Origin of the sequence: Microbispora sp. NBRC 16548 (genome assembly GCF_030268985.1) — a bacterium.
Lineage (GTDB): Bacteria > Actinomycetota > Actinomycetes > Streptosporangiales > Streptosporangiaceae > Microbispora > Microbispora catharanthi.
Genome location: NZ_BSSF01000005.1, coordinates 546,584 through 560,775 on the forward strand (window position 1 = coordinate 546,584; position 14,192 = coordinate 560,775).

14 protein-coding genes and 1 pseudogene are annotated in these 14,192 nt (G+C 72.0%); 4 read left to right on the plus strand and 11 right to left on the minus strand.

Annotated elements, in window-relative coordinates; genetic code table 11:
* Positions 1-3 precede the first annotated feature (3 nt).
* The 9 genes from QSK36_RS16810 to rimP all read right to left on the minus strand — a co-directional run bounded on the left by QSK36_RS16810 (position 4) and on the right by rimP (position 8,983).
* Complete coding sequence (locus QSK36_RS16810) at positions 4-948, minus strand: bifunctional riboflavin kinase/FAD synthetase (RefSeq protein ID WP_183535716.1); 945 nt, start codon at positions 946-948, stop codon at positions 4-6.
* Between the two features lie 122 nt (positions 949-1,070).
* Positions 1,071-1,970 (minus strand): tRNA pseudouridine(55) synthase TruB, encoded by a 900-nt coding sequence (truB, locus tag QSK36_RS16815; RefSeq protein ID WP_285783036.1) that lies wholly within the window; start codon positions 1,968-1,970, stop codon positions 1,071-1,073.
* A complete protein-coding gene (locus QSK36_RS16820) occupies positions 1,967-2,983 on the minus strand; it encodes a DHH family phosphoesterase (protein WP_183535712.1) in 1,017 nt (338 codons plus the stop codon). The genes truB and QSK36_RS16820 overlap by 4 nt, the downstream gene beginning before the upstream one ends.
* Entirely contained in the window at positions 2,980-3,468 is a 489-nt protein-coding gene (rbfA, locus tag QSK36_RS16825) for a 30S ribosome-binding factor RbfA (protein WP_183535710.1), read from the minus strand. The genes QSK36_RS16820 and rbfA overlap by 4 nt, the downstream gene beginning before the upstream one ends.
* Positions 3,469-3,515: 47 nt before the next feature.
* Positions 3,516-3,815 carry a DUF503 domain-containing protein gene (locus QSK36_RS16830; RefSeq protein WP_183535708.1) on the minus strand — a complete coding sequence of 100 codons (300 nt, stop codon included), beginning with the start codon at positions 3,813-3,815 and terminating at the stop codon, positions 3,516-3,518.
* Between the two features lie 68 nt (positions 3,816-3,883).
* Positions 3,884-6,970 (minus strand): translation initiation factor IF-2, encoded by a 3,087-nt coding sequence (gene infB / locus QSK36_RS16835; RefSeq protein WP_183535706.1) that lies wholly within the window; start codon positions 6,968-6,970, stop codon positions 3,884-3,886.
* A gap of 187 nt (positions 6,971-7,157) precedes the next feature.
* Complete coding sequence (locus tag QSK36_RS16840) at positions 7,158-7,460, minus strand: YlxR family protein (RefSeq protein ID WP_182897648.1); 303 nt, start codon at positions 7,458-7,460, stop codon at positions 7,158-7,160.
* Positions 7,444-8,433, minus strand: coding sequence for a transcription termination factor NusA (gene nusA / locus QSK36_RS16845; RefSeq protein WP_285783037.1), 990 nt, complete (start codon positions 8,431-8,433; stop codon positions 7,444-7,446). Before nusA ends, QSK36_RS16840 begins: the two co-directional genes overlap by 17 nt.
* Before the next feature lie 22 nt (positions 8,434-8,455).
* Positions 8,456-8,983 (minus strand): ribosome maturation factor RimP, encoded by a 528-nt coding sequence (gene rimP / locus QSK36_RS16850; protein WP_183535702.1) that lies wholly within the window; start codon positions 8,981-8,983, stop codon positions 8,456-8,458.
* 174 nt (positions 8,984-9,157) lie between these two features.
* Between rimP and QSK36_RS16855 the strand changes: the two genes are divergently transcribed.
* Positions 9,158-9,682 carry a hypothetical protein gene (locus QSK36_RS16855; RefSeq protein ID WP_285783038.1) on the plus strand — a complete coding sequence of 175 codons (525 nt, stop codon included), beginning with the start codon at positions 9,158-9,160 and terminating at the stop codon, positions 9,680-9,682.
* Entirely contained in the window at positions 9,675-10,262 is a 588-nt protein-coding gene (locus QSK36_RS16860) for a ferritin-like domain-containing protein (RefSeq protein WP_183535698.1), read from the plus strand. Before QSK36_RS16855 ends, QSK36_RS16860 begins: the two co-directional genes overlap by 8 nt.
* Positions 10,263-10,375: 113 nt before the next feature.
* Here QSK36_RS16860 and QSK36_RS16865 read toward each other — a convergent pair whose 3' ends face one another.
* Together QSK36_RS16865 and QSK36_RS16870 are read right to left on the minus strand one after the other, a co-directional pair.
* The gene (locus QSK36_RS16865) at positions 10,376-12,118 is read right to left on the minus strand and encodes a proline--tRNA ligase (protein ID WP_183535696.1); all 1,743 of its coding nucleotides are present in this window, start codon (positions 12,116-12,118) and stop codon (positions 10,376-10,378) included.
* A gap of 188 nt (positions 12,119-12,306) precedes the next feature.
* Positions 12,307-12,837, minus strand: a complete 531-nt coding sequence (locus tag QSK36_RS16870; RefSeq protein ID WP_183535694.1) for a hypothetical protein — start codon at positions 12,835-12,837, stop codon at positions 12,307-12,309.
* 282 nt (positions 12,838-13,119) lie between these two features.
* Here QSK36_RS16870 and QSK36_RS16875 point away from each other — a divergent pair, with 282 nt between their 5' ends.
* Together QSK36_RS16875 and QSK36_RS16880 are read left to right on the plus strand one after the other, a co-directional pair.
* Positions 13,120-13,488 (plus strand): effector-associated constant component EACC1, encoded by a 369-nt coding sequence (locus QSK36_RS16875; protein ID WP_183535692.1) that lies wholly within the window; start codon positions 13,120-13,122, stop codon positions 13,486-13,488.
* A pseudogene (locus QSK36_RS16880) lies at positions 13,485-14,123 on the plus strand (caspase family protein); the annotation flags it as partial. The gene QSK36_RS16875 and the pseudogene QSK36_RS16880, both read left to right, overlap by 4 nt.
* Positions 14,124-14,192: the final 69 nt, after the last annotated feature.

Genomic DNA, 14,192 nt, shown 5'->3' on the forward strand with positions numbered 1-14,192 from the left:
GGTTCAGGAGGCGAACTCGCGGGCCCTGGCGACGTCGTCGTGCATCTGCTCGATCAGCGCCTCGATCGAGTCGAACCTGAGCGTGTCGCGCAGCCGCTCGCCGAAGTCCACGGCCACGTGCGCGCCGTACAGGTCCAGGTCGTCGCGGTCCAGCGCGTACGCCTCGACCGTGCGCTCCACCCCGTCGAACGTGGGGTTGGTCCCGATCGAGATCGCGGCCGGCCAGCGCTCCCCCTCGTACGGCGAGGGGCTCTGGGTGCACTGCAGCCATCCCGCGTAGACACCCTCGGCGGGGATGGCGGTGTGCTGCGGCGACTCGACGTTGGCGGTGGGGAAGCCGAGCGCCCGGCCGCGCTGGTGGCCCCGGACCACCACGCCCTCGACCCGGTGCGGGCGGCCCAGCAGGACGGCCGCGCCCGCGACGTCACCCACGGCCAGCCGCTCCCGGATCACCGTGGAGGAGATGGCGTCGCCGTCGCTGACCAGGGGCACGCCCTCGGCCTGGAAGTCGTACTTCTCCCCCAGCGTCCGCAGCGTCTCCAGGTCGCCCGACGCCTTGTGGCCGAAGCGGAAGTTCTCCCCCACCACGACCCCCGCCGCGTGCAGCCGGTCGACCAGAGCCGTCTGGACGAACTCGTCCGGCGACATCCGGGAGAACTCCAGCGTGAACGGCAGCACGCACACCGCGTCCACGCCCAGCGCGAAGAGCAACTCGGCCCGGCGGTCGGTGGTGGTGAGCCGCGGCGGATGACTGCCGGGCCGCACGACCTCGTCGGGGTGCGGGTCGAAGGTGACCGCCACGGCGGGCAGCTCCAGATCGCGGGCCATGTCGACCGCGCGGGCCACCATCCGCTGGTGACCGAGATGCACACCGTCGAACACGCCGATCGTGACGACGGACCTGCCCCAGTCCTGCGGGACCTCGTCCAGCCCGTGCCAGCTCTGCACCTCGACCTCGCTTCGTGTCTGATTGCCTCGCCTTCGGCAAGGCGGCTGAGTTGCCCCGCATCGGAAGCGCAGTAGACAAGACTGCCATGCCCCGCGGGGTGCCGGGGAACCAGCCCCCGACGTCAGGAGGCGAAGACCACCAGAGGCCTGGCCGTCCCGCCGCGCTCCTCGGCGAGCGCGAGCAGCGCGCCGTCGGGCCCGAAGACGCCGATCGGGCCCGTCCCGAGGCCCGCCGCGCGCAGCCTCCCGCCGTGCGCGACCAGCCGCGCCTCGTCCTCGCCCACGTCCCTGCGGGGGAAGGCCGCCGCCACCGCGTCGGCCATGGGCATGATCACGCACTCCCGGGCGAGGTCCTCGATCGTGCGCGCCGCCTCGATGCCGTACGGCCCGACCCGGGTGCGGCGCAGCCGGGTGAGATGGCCGCCGACGCCGAGCGACGCACCGAGGTCGCGGGCCAGCGCCCGGATGTAGGTGCCGCTGGAGCAGGTGATCACGGCGTCCAGGTCCACCGTCTCCGGGGTCCGCCGGATCTCCCCGACCTCGAACGCGTGGATCGTGACCGGCCGAGCGGCCAGCGCCACCTCCTCGCCGGCGCGGGCCCGCTTGTAGGCCCGCTGCCCGTCGACCTTGATGGCGCTCACCTGCGGCGGCACCTGCATGATCTCGCCGGAGAGCGCGGCGACGCCCTTGCGCACCTGCTCGTCGGTGACGTGCCCGGCGAGGGTGGTGGCGACCACCTCGCCCTCGGCGTCGTCGGTGTTCGTCGTCACGCCGAGGCGGATCGTCGCCTCGTAGACCTTCTCGGTCAGCGCGAGGTGCCCGAGGAGGCGGGTCGCCTTCTCCACCCCGATCACCAGCACGCCGGTGGCCATCGGGTCGAGCGTGCCCGCGTGGCCGACCTTGCGGGTCCCCGCGATGCCGCGCATCTTGCCCACGACGTCGTGCGACGTCCAGTCGGCGGGCTTGTCCACGATGATCAGACCGCTCGGCGGCGGGGTCCTTCTGGCTTTGGCCGTGCTCACGACCGGCTCCCTTCCGGAGCGAGGAGGGGACGCAGGGCGGCCATCGTGTCCGCCACGGACAGCGCCGAGGAGAACCCGGCGGCACGCGGGTGACCGCCGCCGCCGAGCGCGGCGCAGGCCCGGGCCACGTCCACCGCGCCCTTCGACCGGGTCGAGACGTTCCAGCCGCCCTCGTCGTCCTCCTTGAGCACGACCGCGACCTCCGCCTCGTCGACCCGGCGCACGACGTCGATCATGCCTTCCACCTCGTCGTACGGCAGGCCCTCCGCGGCGCGGTCGGCGCGGGTCACGTAGGTCCACACCAGCCCCAGGCCGCCTACGGCGTCCGGCTCCAGGGTGGCCCGCCCGAGCGCCGTGCCGAGCACCCGCAGGTACGCGAACGGCGAGCGGTCCCACAGGTCCCTGGCGATCTCCTCCGGGCGCAGCCCCGTGGCCAGCAACCGGCCGGCCATGGCGTGCGCGGCCGGGCTGGTGATGGAGTGCCGGAAGGAGCCGGTGTCGGTCACCAGCCCCGCGTACAGGCAGGTGGCGACCTCCCGGTCGATCGGGAGGCCGAGCCGGTTGATGAGCTCCTCGACGATCATCGTGGTCGAGGCGGCCCCGGGATCCACGAGGTGGACCGTCCCGAAGCGGGTGTTCGACACGTGATGGTCGATCACGAGGAGTTCGCCGGCCTTGCCCGCGTGGGGCGTGAGCAGGCCCAGCCGCTCCATCGTGGAGGCGTCGAAGGTGATCATCAGGTCGGGCTCGGCGGGGTAGGCCGAGGGCTCCACCAGCAGGTGCTGCCCGGGCACGAACCGCAGCAGCCGGGGCACGGCGAACACGCGGTCACCGAAGGACGCGACGACCTTCTTGCCCGTACGCGCAAGCGCCAGCCCGAGGCCCAGCATCGAGCCGAGGGCGTCCGCGTCCGGGGACACGTGGCAGGCGAGCGCCGGCGTGTCGGCCGCACGGATCAGTTCGGTCGCGCGCCGCCAGTCCGCCTCGCCGGCGGCGCTTTCGTTCGTGGTCACCGGGCGGGGCGCCCCGCCTGGCCGGTGGGCTCGTCCTCGCCCGCCTCCTCGGCCGCCTCGGCGTCGAGGTCCTCCTCGAAGCGGTAGGGGTCGGAGTCCCCGGCGAACTGCGCGCCCTCCGCCTGGCGGGCGATCTCCGCGTCCTTGGCCTTCGCCAGCTCGAACAGGTCGTTCATGTGACGGGCGCTGTCGGGGAGCGGGTCGTGCACGAACGTGAGGCCGGGGGTGTGCCGCAGGCCGGTCTGCCGGCCGACCTCCGACCGGATGATGCCCTTCGCGCTCTCCAGGGCGGCGGCCGTGTCGGCGCGCTCCGCCTCGGAGCCGAAGACCGTGTAGTAGACGGTCGCGTCGCTCAGGTCCGCGGTGACCCTCGCGTCCGTCACCGTCACGAACCCCAGCCGCGGATCCTTGATCCGCCGCTCCAGCATCTCCGCGACCACCTGCTGGATGCGATCGGCCAGCTTCCTGGCACGCGCTGCGTCCATGCTCACGCTCCCTCGTATCTGTACGGCTGACGCGCGGGCCCCGGCGTCTATTCCTCGTGGTCGTTGAAGAGCCGCCGCCGCGCGGACAGCAACTCGATCTCGGGGTGGTAGGCGACCAGGCGTTCGCAGGCGTCCAGCACCTCGTCGCAGTTGGCCGCGGACGCCGATATCACGGCGACGCCGATCTCGGCGCGCCGGTGCAGGTCGAGGTGGCCCGCCTCGGCGACGGCGACGGCGGGGTACTTCCGCTGGATCTCGGCGATGAGCGGCCGGACCACCGAGCGCTTCTGCTTCAGCGAGTGGACGTCGCCCAGCAGGATGTCAAGAGTAAGAGCACCGATGAACATGCGTTGTCACCACGTCACGGACGCCCGGCCGCCGCCCCCGCGCGTGGCGGGGGCGGCGGGACGGAGCGTCAGACGCGCGGCTTCTCCTGCATCTCGAACGTCTCGATGACGTCCTCGAGCTTGATGTCGCTGTAGCCGATACCGATACCGCACTCGAAGCCCTCGCGGACCTCGGTCGCGTCGTCCTTGAAGCGGCGCAGCGACGAGACGGTGAGGTTGTCGGCCACCACGACGCCGTCGCGGATGAGCCGGGCCTTGCTGTTGCGGGTGATCACGCCCGAGCGGACGATCGAACCGGCGACGTTGCCGATCTTCGGGACCTTGAAGACCTCGCGGATCTCGGCGGTGCCGGTCCTGACCTCCTCGAACTCCGGCTTGAGCATGCCCTTGAGGGCCGCCTCGATCTCCTCGATCGCCTGGTAGATGACCGAGTAGTACCGGATGTCCACGCCCTCGCGCTCGGCCAGGTCGCGCGCCCGCACCTCGGGACGCACGTTGAAGCCGATGATGACGGCGTTGTCGTCGCCCATCGCCAGGTTGACGTCGTGCTCGGTGATGGCGCCGACCGCGCGGTGGAGCACCCGCAGGCGCACCTCCTCGCCGACGTCGATCTTGAGCAGCGCGTCCTCCAGGGCCTCGACGGAACCGGAGACGTCACCCTTGATGATGAGCTTGAGCTCGTCGACCTGGCCCTTCTCGAGGTCCTTGAACAGCTCCTCGAGGGTGCGCCGGCGGCCGGACTTGGCCATGTCGGCGATCCGCTGCCTGGCCGCCCGCTGCTGGGCGATCTGGCGGGCCATGCGGTCGTCGGTGACGACGATGAAGTTGTCACCGGCGCGCGGGACGGCCGTCAGACCGAGGACCAGGACCGGACGCGACGGGTCGGCCTCGTCGACCGTCTCGCCGTTGTCGTCCAGCATGGCGCGGACGCGGCCGAACGCCTCACCACAGACGATCGAGTCGCCCACCCGCAGCGTGCCGCGCTGCACGAGCACGGTCGCCACCGGGCCGCGGCCCTTGTCGAGGTGCGCCTCGATCGCGAGGCCCTGGGCGTCCATCTCCGGGTTGGCCCGCAGGTCGAGCTCGGCGTCCGCGGTCAGCAGGATGGCCTCGAGCAGGTTGTCGATGCCGACGCCCTGCTTGGCGGAGATGTCCACGAACAGGGTGGAGCCACCGAACTCCTCGGCCACCAGGCCGTACTCGGTGAGCTGGGCCCGCACCTTGGTCGGGTCCGCGCCCTCCTTGTCGATCTTGTTGACCGCCACCACGACCGGGACGTTCGCCGCCTGGGCGTGGTTCAGCGCCTCGATGGTCTGCGGCTTCACACCGTCGTCGGCCGCGACCACCAGCACCGCGATGTCGGTGGCCTGCGCACCACGGGCACGCATGGCGGTGAACGCCTCGTGACCCGGGGTGTCGATGAAGGTGATCTTCCGCTGCTCGCCCTCGTGCGTCGTCGCCACCTGGTAGGCGCCGATGTGCTGGGTGATGCCGCCGGCCTCGCGGGCCACCACGTTGGTGTGGCGGATCGCGTCGAGCAGCTTCGTCTTACCGTGGTCGACGTGACCCATGACGGTCACGACCGGCGGGCGCGGCGCGAGGTCGGCCTCGTCGCCCTCGTCCTCACCGAACTCGATCTTGAAGGACTCGAGGAGCTCGCGGTCCTCCTCCTCCGGGCTGACGACCTGGACGTTGTAGTCCAGCTCGGCGCCGAGAAGCTGCAGCGTCTCCTCGTTGACCGACTGGGTCGCCGTCACCATCTCGCCGAGGTGCAGCATGATCTGCACGAGCGAGGCGGGGTTGGCGCCGATCCGGTCGGCGAAGTCCGACAGGGACGCGCCACGCGGGAGGCGGATGATCTGGCCGCCGCCACGCGGAACCTGCACGCCGCCGATCGCCGGGGCCTGCATGTTGTCGAACTCCTGGCGCCTCTGGCGCTTGGACTTGCGGCCACGGGTCGGACGGCCTCCCGGACGCCCGAAGGCGCCCGCCGTGCCGCCACCGCGGCCACGGCCGCCGCCACCGCCCGGACGGCCGGCGAAACCGCCGCCGCCACCGCCAGGACCGCCGCCGGGACCACCGGGACGACCGGCACCCGTGGCACCGCCGGGACGCGGACCGCCGAAGCCCCCACCGGGACGACCGCCGCCGCCGCCCGGACGGCCGCCGCCGCCGGGACCACCGGGACGACCGCCGCCGCCACCGGGACGAGGGCCACCGCCGCCCGGCGCGGCCGGACGGCCCTGCGGCATCATCATCGGGTTCGGACGCGGACCACCGGGACGCGGACCACCCGCCCCGGGGCCCGGACGCGGACCGCCCATGCCCGGCCCGGGACGCGGACCCGCGGGTCCGGGACGCGGGCCGCCGGCGCCCGGAGCGCCGGAACGCGCGCCCGGCGGACGCGGCATGGCACCGTCGCGCGCGCCGTCACGACGCGGCTCGCGGGGGGCGCCGTCGCCACGCTCGGGACGGTCCCCGCGGTCGGGACGACCGCCGTCACGGCCGCCGGGCCGCGCGGGGCGCTGACCCATGCCGCTTGCGGTCGAGGAGAACGGGTTGTTGCCCGGACGCGGGCCGCGCGGACCCGGCTTGGGCGCGCCGGGGCGCGGAGCGCCACCGGTGGGCGCGCCGGGACCGGCGGGTGCGCCACCCGGGCGCGGGGCCGGGGCCGGCCTGGGGCCCGGCTTGGGCGCACCGGCTCCGGGGCCACCCGACCTCGGGCCGGCGGCCGCGGGACGCGGAGACTCCGGGCGAGGCGTCTGCGGACGGGCGGCCTCGGGGCGCGCCGCGTCCGGCTGTGACACCGGCGGGTGAGGCATCGGAACCGGACGCGGAGCGGGCCGCGGACCGGGCTTCGGGCCCGGCTTGGCCACCGCGCCGGTGGACTGGGAAACGGGCGCCTGTGGGGCGCCCCCGTTGGCCTGGCTCTCTGCCGGCCTCGGCGCAGGCTTCGGCTGCGCCGGACGGGCGGGCTTACCCCCGCCCTTGGAGACGTCACCCTTGAACGCCTCTGTCAGTTTGCGGACGACCGGCGCCTCTATCGTCGAGGACGCCGACCTCACGAACTCGCCCATTTCGGTGAGCTTGGCCATGACGACCTTGCTCTCGACCCCGAACTCCTTGGCGAGCTCGTATACCCGGACCTTCGCCACTGCACTCCCTAACTCGGCCCGGGAGGCTCGCAGTGCCGCCGGACCGTCGCTACCTGAACGTACTCATCGCCGCGTGCTCATCAGGCGCTCATAGCAATCTGACTCCGCCCATCAACTCGGCGTCCTACATGACAATTTCGTTGTGCCCTGGCTCCCGGAGCCGATACCGAGGGCCAGCGGTAACCATTCACCCGGACCGCCCCGGAGTCAACCCCTCCAGGTGAGCCCGCAAGAGCGACGTGTCAAGCGATCCCTGCGCGCGGAACGCGCGTGGGAACGCCCGACGACGCTCGGCGAGCTCCAGACAGCGCGGGGACGGGTGCAATGAGGCACCGCGTCCCGGGAGCCGTCCTCGCGTGTCGGGGACGATCACGCCCTCGACCACGACCAAGCGGAGCAACTCGGACTTTACCGTGCGAACCCGGCAGCCCACACACGTTCTCAGCGGGGCTGCCTGGCAACCATATTCCAGCTTACCTTGCCGACGCATCAGCGGGATCAGCAGGTGCCTGCTCGGTGTCCGGCCGGATGTCGATCCGCCAGCCCGTCAGACGGTTGGCGAGGCGGGCGTTCTGGCCCTCCTTGCCGATCGCCAGGGACAACTGGTAGTCGGGCACGATCACCCGCGCGGTGCGGCTGTCGGCGTCGACCACCTCGACACGGGAAACACGCGCGGGCGACAGGGCATTCCCGACGAACTCGGCCGGATCCTCCGACCAGTCGATGATGTCGATCTTCTCGCCGTGCAGCTCCGTCATGACGTTGCGCACGCGCGAGCCCATCGGGCCGATGCAGGCGCCCTTGGCGTTGACGCCGGGCTTGCGCGACCTCACCGCGATCTTGGTGCGGTGGCCGGCCTCGCGGGCGATGGCCGCGATCTCCACCGTGCCGTCGGCGATCTCCGGCACCTCCAGCGCGAAGAGCTTCTTCACGAGGTTGGGATGCGTGCGCGAGAGGGTGACCGACGGTCCCTTGGGCCCCTTCTTCACCTGCACCACGTAGCAGCGGATGCGCTCGCCGTGCGCGTACTCCTCGCCCGGGACCTGCTCGTTGTGCGGCAGGATCGCCTCGATCTTGCCGAGGTCGACCAGCACCACCCGCGGGTCCTTGCCCTGCTGGATGACGCCCGCGACCAGCTCGCCCTCGCGGCTGGCGAACTCGCCGAAGTTGACCTCGTCCTCGGCGTCGCGCAGCTGCTGGAGGATCACCTGCTTGGCCGTGGTCGCGGCGATCCGGCTGAAGTTGGACGGGGTGTCGTCGTACTCCCGCACGACCTCCCCGTTCTCGTCCAGCTCGGCCGCCCAGATGATCACGTGGCCCGTGTGGCGGTCCAGCTCGGCCCGCGCCTTCTGTGCCGCGCCCTCCGTGCGGAAGTACGCGATCAGCAATGCGTCCTCGATCGCCTTGACGACCAGGTCGAAGGAGATGTCCTTCTCCCGCTCCAGGCTGCGCAGGACGCTCATGTCAATGTCCACAAGGCTCCCCCTAGCCCTCGTCGTCGGCGTCGTCGATGTCTTCGTCGACATCGAGGTCCTCATCAAGTTCGTCGTCGAGCCCGGCGTCGCGCCGGTTGAACTCGACCTGCACCCGGCCGCGCACCAGCTCGCCGTACGCGATGCGGCGCGCGCCGTCCAGCTCCACGCCGGTCTCGTCGGCCTCGGTCACACGGCCCTCCGCGGAGGTGCCGTCACGCAGCTCCGCCTTCACCAGCCGCCCGCGCGCCCGGCGCCAGTGGCGCGGCTCGGTGAGCGGCCTGTCGACTCCGGGAGAGGTGACCTCGAGGACGTACGGGCTGCCGCCGAGGACGTCCACCTCGTCCAGCCGCTTGGAGACGGACTGGCTCACGTCGGCCACGTCGTCCAGGCTCACGCCGCCGTCCCTGTCCACCACGACGCGCACCAGCCGCCGGCGACCCGCCGGTGTGACCGTGACGTCCTCCAGGTCGAATCCCTCGGCGGCGACCACCGGGCCGAGCAGCTCAACCAGGCGGCCGCTTCGAGCGTCGCTGCCCATGCCGACCTCCCAATGACCGTGTGGCTGTGACCGTGTGCCTAGCCCGATGTGCCAACAGCCTATCGACACCGGGAGGTGGAAACAGCGCCACACCCGAGCGGCGACCCGACACGTGCACGATCATCACGGTCACGGGCGATGACCAGTGGGCGGCGCGCCGTACGATGCTGTGTCGTGAGACACAGCGGCGGGGCACAGGTGACGAGACGCGCGTTGCTGGGCTCCGCCGCCGCGACCGGTCTGGCCGCGGCCGGTTGTTCCTCGGCCCCGCGCAAACCTGCCGCGACTGCCCCTCCGGATCCGCAGACCGTGCTGCTCACCTCGTTGATCGCGGGCAAGGAGCAACTGGTGTCGCTCTACGGGCGCGCGGTCGCCGCCCTGCCCGCCCGGGCCGCCGCGCTCGAGCCGTTCCGCCAGCGTCACGCGGCTCACCTGCAGGCCCTGCGCGCGCTCCTGCCCGCCGCGAACGGCACGGGAACGTTCCCCGTGAGCCCCGCGCCGCCGGCGTCGTCCTCCGCGTCCCCGTCGGAGCGCCCGTCCGCGGTCTCCGTCGGGGCGCTCAGGGACGCCGAGCGGCGGGCGGCGTCGGCGCGACCGGCGCAGATGGCCACGGCCTCCCCCGCGCTCGCCCAGCTCCTGGCGAGCATCGGCGCGTGCGAGGCCGTCCACGTCGTCGCCCTGGGGAGGGTGCGTGACTGAGACCTCGGCCGAGCCCGCCCGAGCGCCGGCCGGGGCACCGGTCGGCGACGCGCTCGGCCGGGCCCTGTCCGCCGAGCACGCCGCCGTGTACGCGTACGGGGTGATCGGCGGGAAGACGAGCGGCGCGCTGCTCAGGCGCGCCACCGCGGGGTTCGACGCCCACCGGGCACGGCGCGACCAGCTCCGCACGCTCATCACCCAGCGGGGCGGCACGCCCGCCGAGCCCGGCCCCACCTACCGCCTGCCCTTCGAGGTGCGCGGACCGGCCGACGCGGTGCGCCTGGCCGTGCTGGTGGAGCAGCGGGTGACCACCGCCTACCTGGAACTCGCCGCCGACCGCGACCCGGCACTGCGGCGGATCGCCGCGCTGGCCGCGCAGGAGTGCGCGACCCGGGCGTACGGCTGGCAGCCGAAGATCGGCCCCTTCCCGGGCATGGACCGAGGCGGTGCCGACTTCGACGTCGCCGTCCCCACTCCGGGGGCCGAGTCCCCGTCGGCGGCCTCCTCGGGACCGGCGGGGTCCGCCGGCGCACCCGGCCAGGAGGTCCAGCCGGAGCCGTCCGCGCCGGACGGCCAGTAGGCGGCGCGGGCCACGACCCACGGCCAGGAGCGGCTCCCGCACAAGGAGCGGCTCCCGCGAAAGGCGGCGCCGCCGCCCCCGTGGGGGACGGCGGTGCCCTGTGTCCGCGGCGATCAGGCCCGGCAGGCGGCCAGCACCCGCTCGACGGCCTCGTCCAGCGGGATCTCCTCCTTGGTCCCGGTGACCCGGTCGCGCAGCTCGACCACGCCGTTGGCCAGGCCCCGGCCGACGATCAGCACGGTGGGCAGGCCGAGCAGCTCGGAGTCCTTGAACTTGACGCCGGGCGACACACCGGGACGGTCGTCCACGAGCACCCGCAGCCCCCGCGCCTCGAGGGTCTCGGCGAGCGTGCTGGCGACCTCGATCTGGTTCTCCTTGCCGGTGCCGACGATGTGCACGTCGGCGGGCGCCACCTCCCTGGGCCACACCAGGCCCAGCTCGTCGTGGCGCTGCTCGGCGAGCACGGCCACCGCCCGGGACACGCCGACGCCGTACGAGCCCATGGTGATGCGGATGGGCTTGCCGTCGGGCCCGAGCGCGTCGAGCTGGGCGGCGTCGGCGTACTTGCGGCCGAGCTGGAAGATGTGGCCGATCTCGATGCCCCGGTCGATCGACAGCGGGTGCGCGCAGCGGGGGCAGGAGTCGCCCGCCCGCACCTCGGCGGCCTCGATCGTGCCGTCGGGCTGGAAGTCGCGGCCCACGACCACGTGCGCGGCGTGCCTGCCCGGCTCGTTGGCGCCCGTCACCCAGGCCGAGCCGTCCACCACGCGCGGGTCGACCAGGTAGGTGATCCCCAGGTCCCTGAGCACCTGCGGGCCGATGTAGCCGCGCACCAGGCCGGGGTGGCGGGCGAAGTCCTCGGCCTCGAAGATCTCCGGCACGCCGGGCGAAAGCGCCGCCTCCAGGCGCTTGAAGTCGACCTCGCGGTCGCCGGGCACGCCGATGATCACTGTCTTGATCTCGTCGGAGCCCGGCGTGCGGACCTTGACGACGAGGTTCTTCAGCGTGTCGGCGGCGGTGATGCCGAGGCCGTGGTGCTCGTTGACGTACGAGACGAGCGACTCGATCGTCGGGGTGTCGGGCGTGTCGAGCACCTGCATGGGCGGCTGCGTGGCGGTGACGGCGGGCGGCGCGGGCGTGACGACGGCCTCGGCGTTGGCCGCGTAGCCGCAGTTGTGGCAGGCCACGAAGGTGTCCTCACCGGTCGGGCAGGGGGCGAGGAACTCCTCGGAGGCCGACCCGCCCATCGCTCCCGACATCGCGAAGCAGATCCGGTAGTCGATGCCGAGACGCTCGAAGATGCGGATGTACGCCTCGCGGTGCATCTCGTAGGACCGCTTCAGGCCGTCGTCGTCGAGGTCGAAGGAGTAGGAGTCCTTCATGACGAACTCGCGGCCCCGCAGGATGCCCGCCCGGGGCCGGGCCTCGTCGCGGTATTTGGTCTGGATCTGGTAGAGGGTGACGGGATAGTCCTTGTAGGAGGAGTACTCCCCCTTCACCATGTCGGTGAACATCTCCTCGTGGGTCGGCCCGAGGAGGTAGTCGGCGCCCTTGCGGTCCTTCAGCCGGAACAGCGTGTCGCCGTACTCGGTCCAGCGGCCCGTGGGCTCGTAGAAGTCCCGGGGCAGCAGCGCGGGGAACAGCACCTCCTGCGCGCCCATCCGGTCCATCTCCTCGCGCACGACCCGCGCGACGTTCTCCAGCACGATCTTGCCGAGCGGCAGCCAGGAGTAGATGCCGGGCGCGACGCGGCGGATGTAGCCGGCGCGGACGAGCAGCTTGTGGCTCGGCACTTCCGCGTCCGCCGGATCCTCACGCAGGGTGCGCAGGAACAGGGTCGACATACGCAGCAGCACGGCTACTCCTTGCTCGTGAGAGGTCTCGTCCGCGGCGCCTCCTCGGGAAGCGAGATGCGGATCTCCTCGCGGACCCTCGGAGACGACCGGAGGGACGAGACGAAGACGATGTGCTCCCAAGGCTATCGACTCCGGGGGCCCCACCGCCTCACGTAAACGACGGGCGAGCCGATATCGGCCCGCCGATGTCAGCCGCCAAGCAGTTCCTCCCAGTGCTGACGGGACCGCCCGCCCGTGCCCACCGGGCCCGCCGGGCCGTCCAGCGCCGCCGACAGCCGCCACAGGCCGGGCCTGGTCCGCAGCGGCTCCATGCCGAACGGGTCGATGGCCCGCAGCACGAAGGTGACGCCCATCACGTTCAGCATCGCGGTCGACGTGGTCGCCGGGCCCGCGGGCGCCGCCCGCACGGCGTCCGGGCCCGGCTCGCCGATCCGTTCCAGGAGCAGCGCCGCCACCTCGGCGGCGTACGGGCCGTCGCGCCACTCGATGTGCCAGGAGCGGTCGGTGCCCCGCCACCACGTGAGGTCGCGGCACGCCTCCAACGTCTCTGCCTCGCCGGACAGGGCTGCCATGACCCGCCCCAGCGCCTCATACCTGAGCCCGTCCGGCCCCGAGCCGTGCGGCGACGGCGCGTCGCCGTCGTCTTGACCGTTCTGCGGGCCGTACGCCGTGGCCGGTGAGGCCCCGGGCTCGTCCCGCCCCCCGCGGAGTCCCCTCATGTCAGGGAGGGTGCCACCGCCCGGCCTTCTCGTCCGCGGGTTTCCCCGTCTTTTAGCCCCACTGCCCACGGGCATCACTTTGATCGTGGCCGCCTGGTCGCCGCAACCCCCGCAGCCGGGTCGCCGCAACCCCCCGCAGCCTCCCCGCGAGGAGCGGGAGCCCCGGGAGGTTCGCGGGGAAATGGAGGAAACCAGTGGCTCCGGCCCACGCCGGAGAATCGCGGACGCGGCCTGTTTCTCCACTCATTGCGCCACTCTGCGCGGCATGCCGATACTTGCATCGTGAATCTCACCATCGAGCTCGCCGCACCCGAATCGACAGGCGTCGAGCTGGAGTCCTTACGGGAAGATCTGCTCATTGACGACGCGCTTCGAGGCGCGACCATAGAAAGCCGCACAAGCCTGCCGACAGGCGGGATGGGACCGATAACCGAAACTCTCCTCGTGGCGTTCACCACGGGCGGCGCCGGCGTCGCGGTGGTCGAGGGCGTCTTCGGCTGGCTCCGCGGCCGCCCCTCGGGAATCACCGTGAGAATCTCCAACGGCGACCGGACGGTGGAAGTGGACGCCAAATCCGCCAGGGATCCGCGGCAGATCATCGAACTGCTGCGCGAACTCGACCTCACCGAGCCGAAATCAAGGGAGAAATGATCTACCATCCCGATCCGCGGGGCTCCCGTGCGGTGCTGATCGGTGTCGCCGACTACGCGGACCCGCAGGAGTGGCCCCCGCTGCCCGCGGTCCGCGCCAACGTGGCCGACCTGCGGCAGACTCTCACCGATCCGGAGCTCTGGGGGCTCCCAGAGGAGAACTGCACCACCCTGCTCGACCCCCGGGACGTGGGCGACGTGCTCGACGCCATCGCGGAGGCGACCCGTAAGGCGAACGACACCGCCATCATCTATTACGCCGGGCACGGCTCGCGCACCGTCCAGGAATTACGCCTGACCCTCTCCACGACCACCATGGACAAGCCGTACCGCAGCGTCATGTATTCGGACGTGAGCCACCTCATCCGGACACGCCGCTGCCTCAACGCGGTGGTGATCCTGGATTGCTGTTACAGCGGCATGGCGCATGGAATGGCCGACAACGCGTCGTTTCTCGACGCCCACATCAGCCGGACCAACGCGTACGTGATGACCTCATCCGCGAAGAACGCCCTGTCGCTGGCTCTTCCCGGAGAGCGGAACACCGTGTTCACCGGCCAACTCCTCCGCGTGCTGCGAGAAGGGATTTCGACCACGAGCGAATATCTCACTCTCTCGGACATAGCACATATAGTTCGGCTAAATCTCCTCAAACAGGGCATGCCCGAGCCGAGGTCCAGCCAGTACGACAACGGCGACCGCATC

Excerpts from the sequence above, each read along its gene's own strand:
- rbfA (WP_183535710.1), bottom strand. The coding sequence starts at position 3,468 with ATGGACGCAGCGCGTGCCAGGAAGCTGGCCGATCGCATCCAGCAGGTG.
- QSK36_RS16830 (WP_183535708.1), bottom strand. The coding sequence starts at position 3,815 with ATGTTCATCGGTGCTCTTACTCTTGACATCCTGCTGGGCGACGTCCAC.
- QSK36_RS16840 (WP_182897648.1), bottom strand. The coding sequence starts at position 7,460 with ATGCGTCGGCAAGGTAAGCTGGAATATGGTTGCCAGGCAGCCCCGCTG.
- nusA (WP_285783037.1), bottom strand. The coding sequence starts at position 8,433 with ATGAGCGTCCTGCGCAGCCTGGAGCGGGAGAAGGACATCTCCTTCGAC.
- rimP (WP_183535702.1), bottom strand. The coding sequence starts at position 8,983 with ATGGGCAGCGACGCTCGAAGCGGCCGCCTGGTTGAGCTGCTCGGCCCG.
- QSK36_RS16870 (WP_183535694.1), bottom strand. The coding sequence starts at position 12,837 with ATGAGGGGACTCCGCGGGGGGCGGGACGAGCCCGGGGCCTCACCGGCC.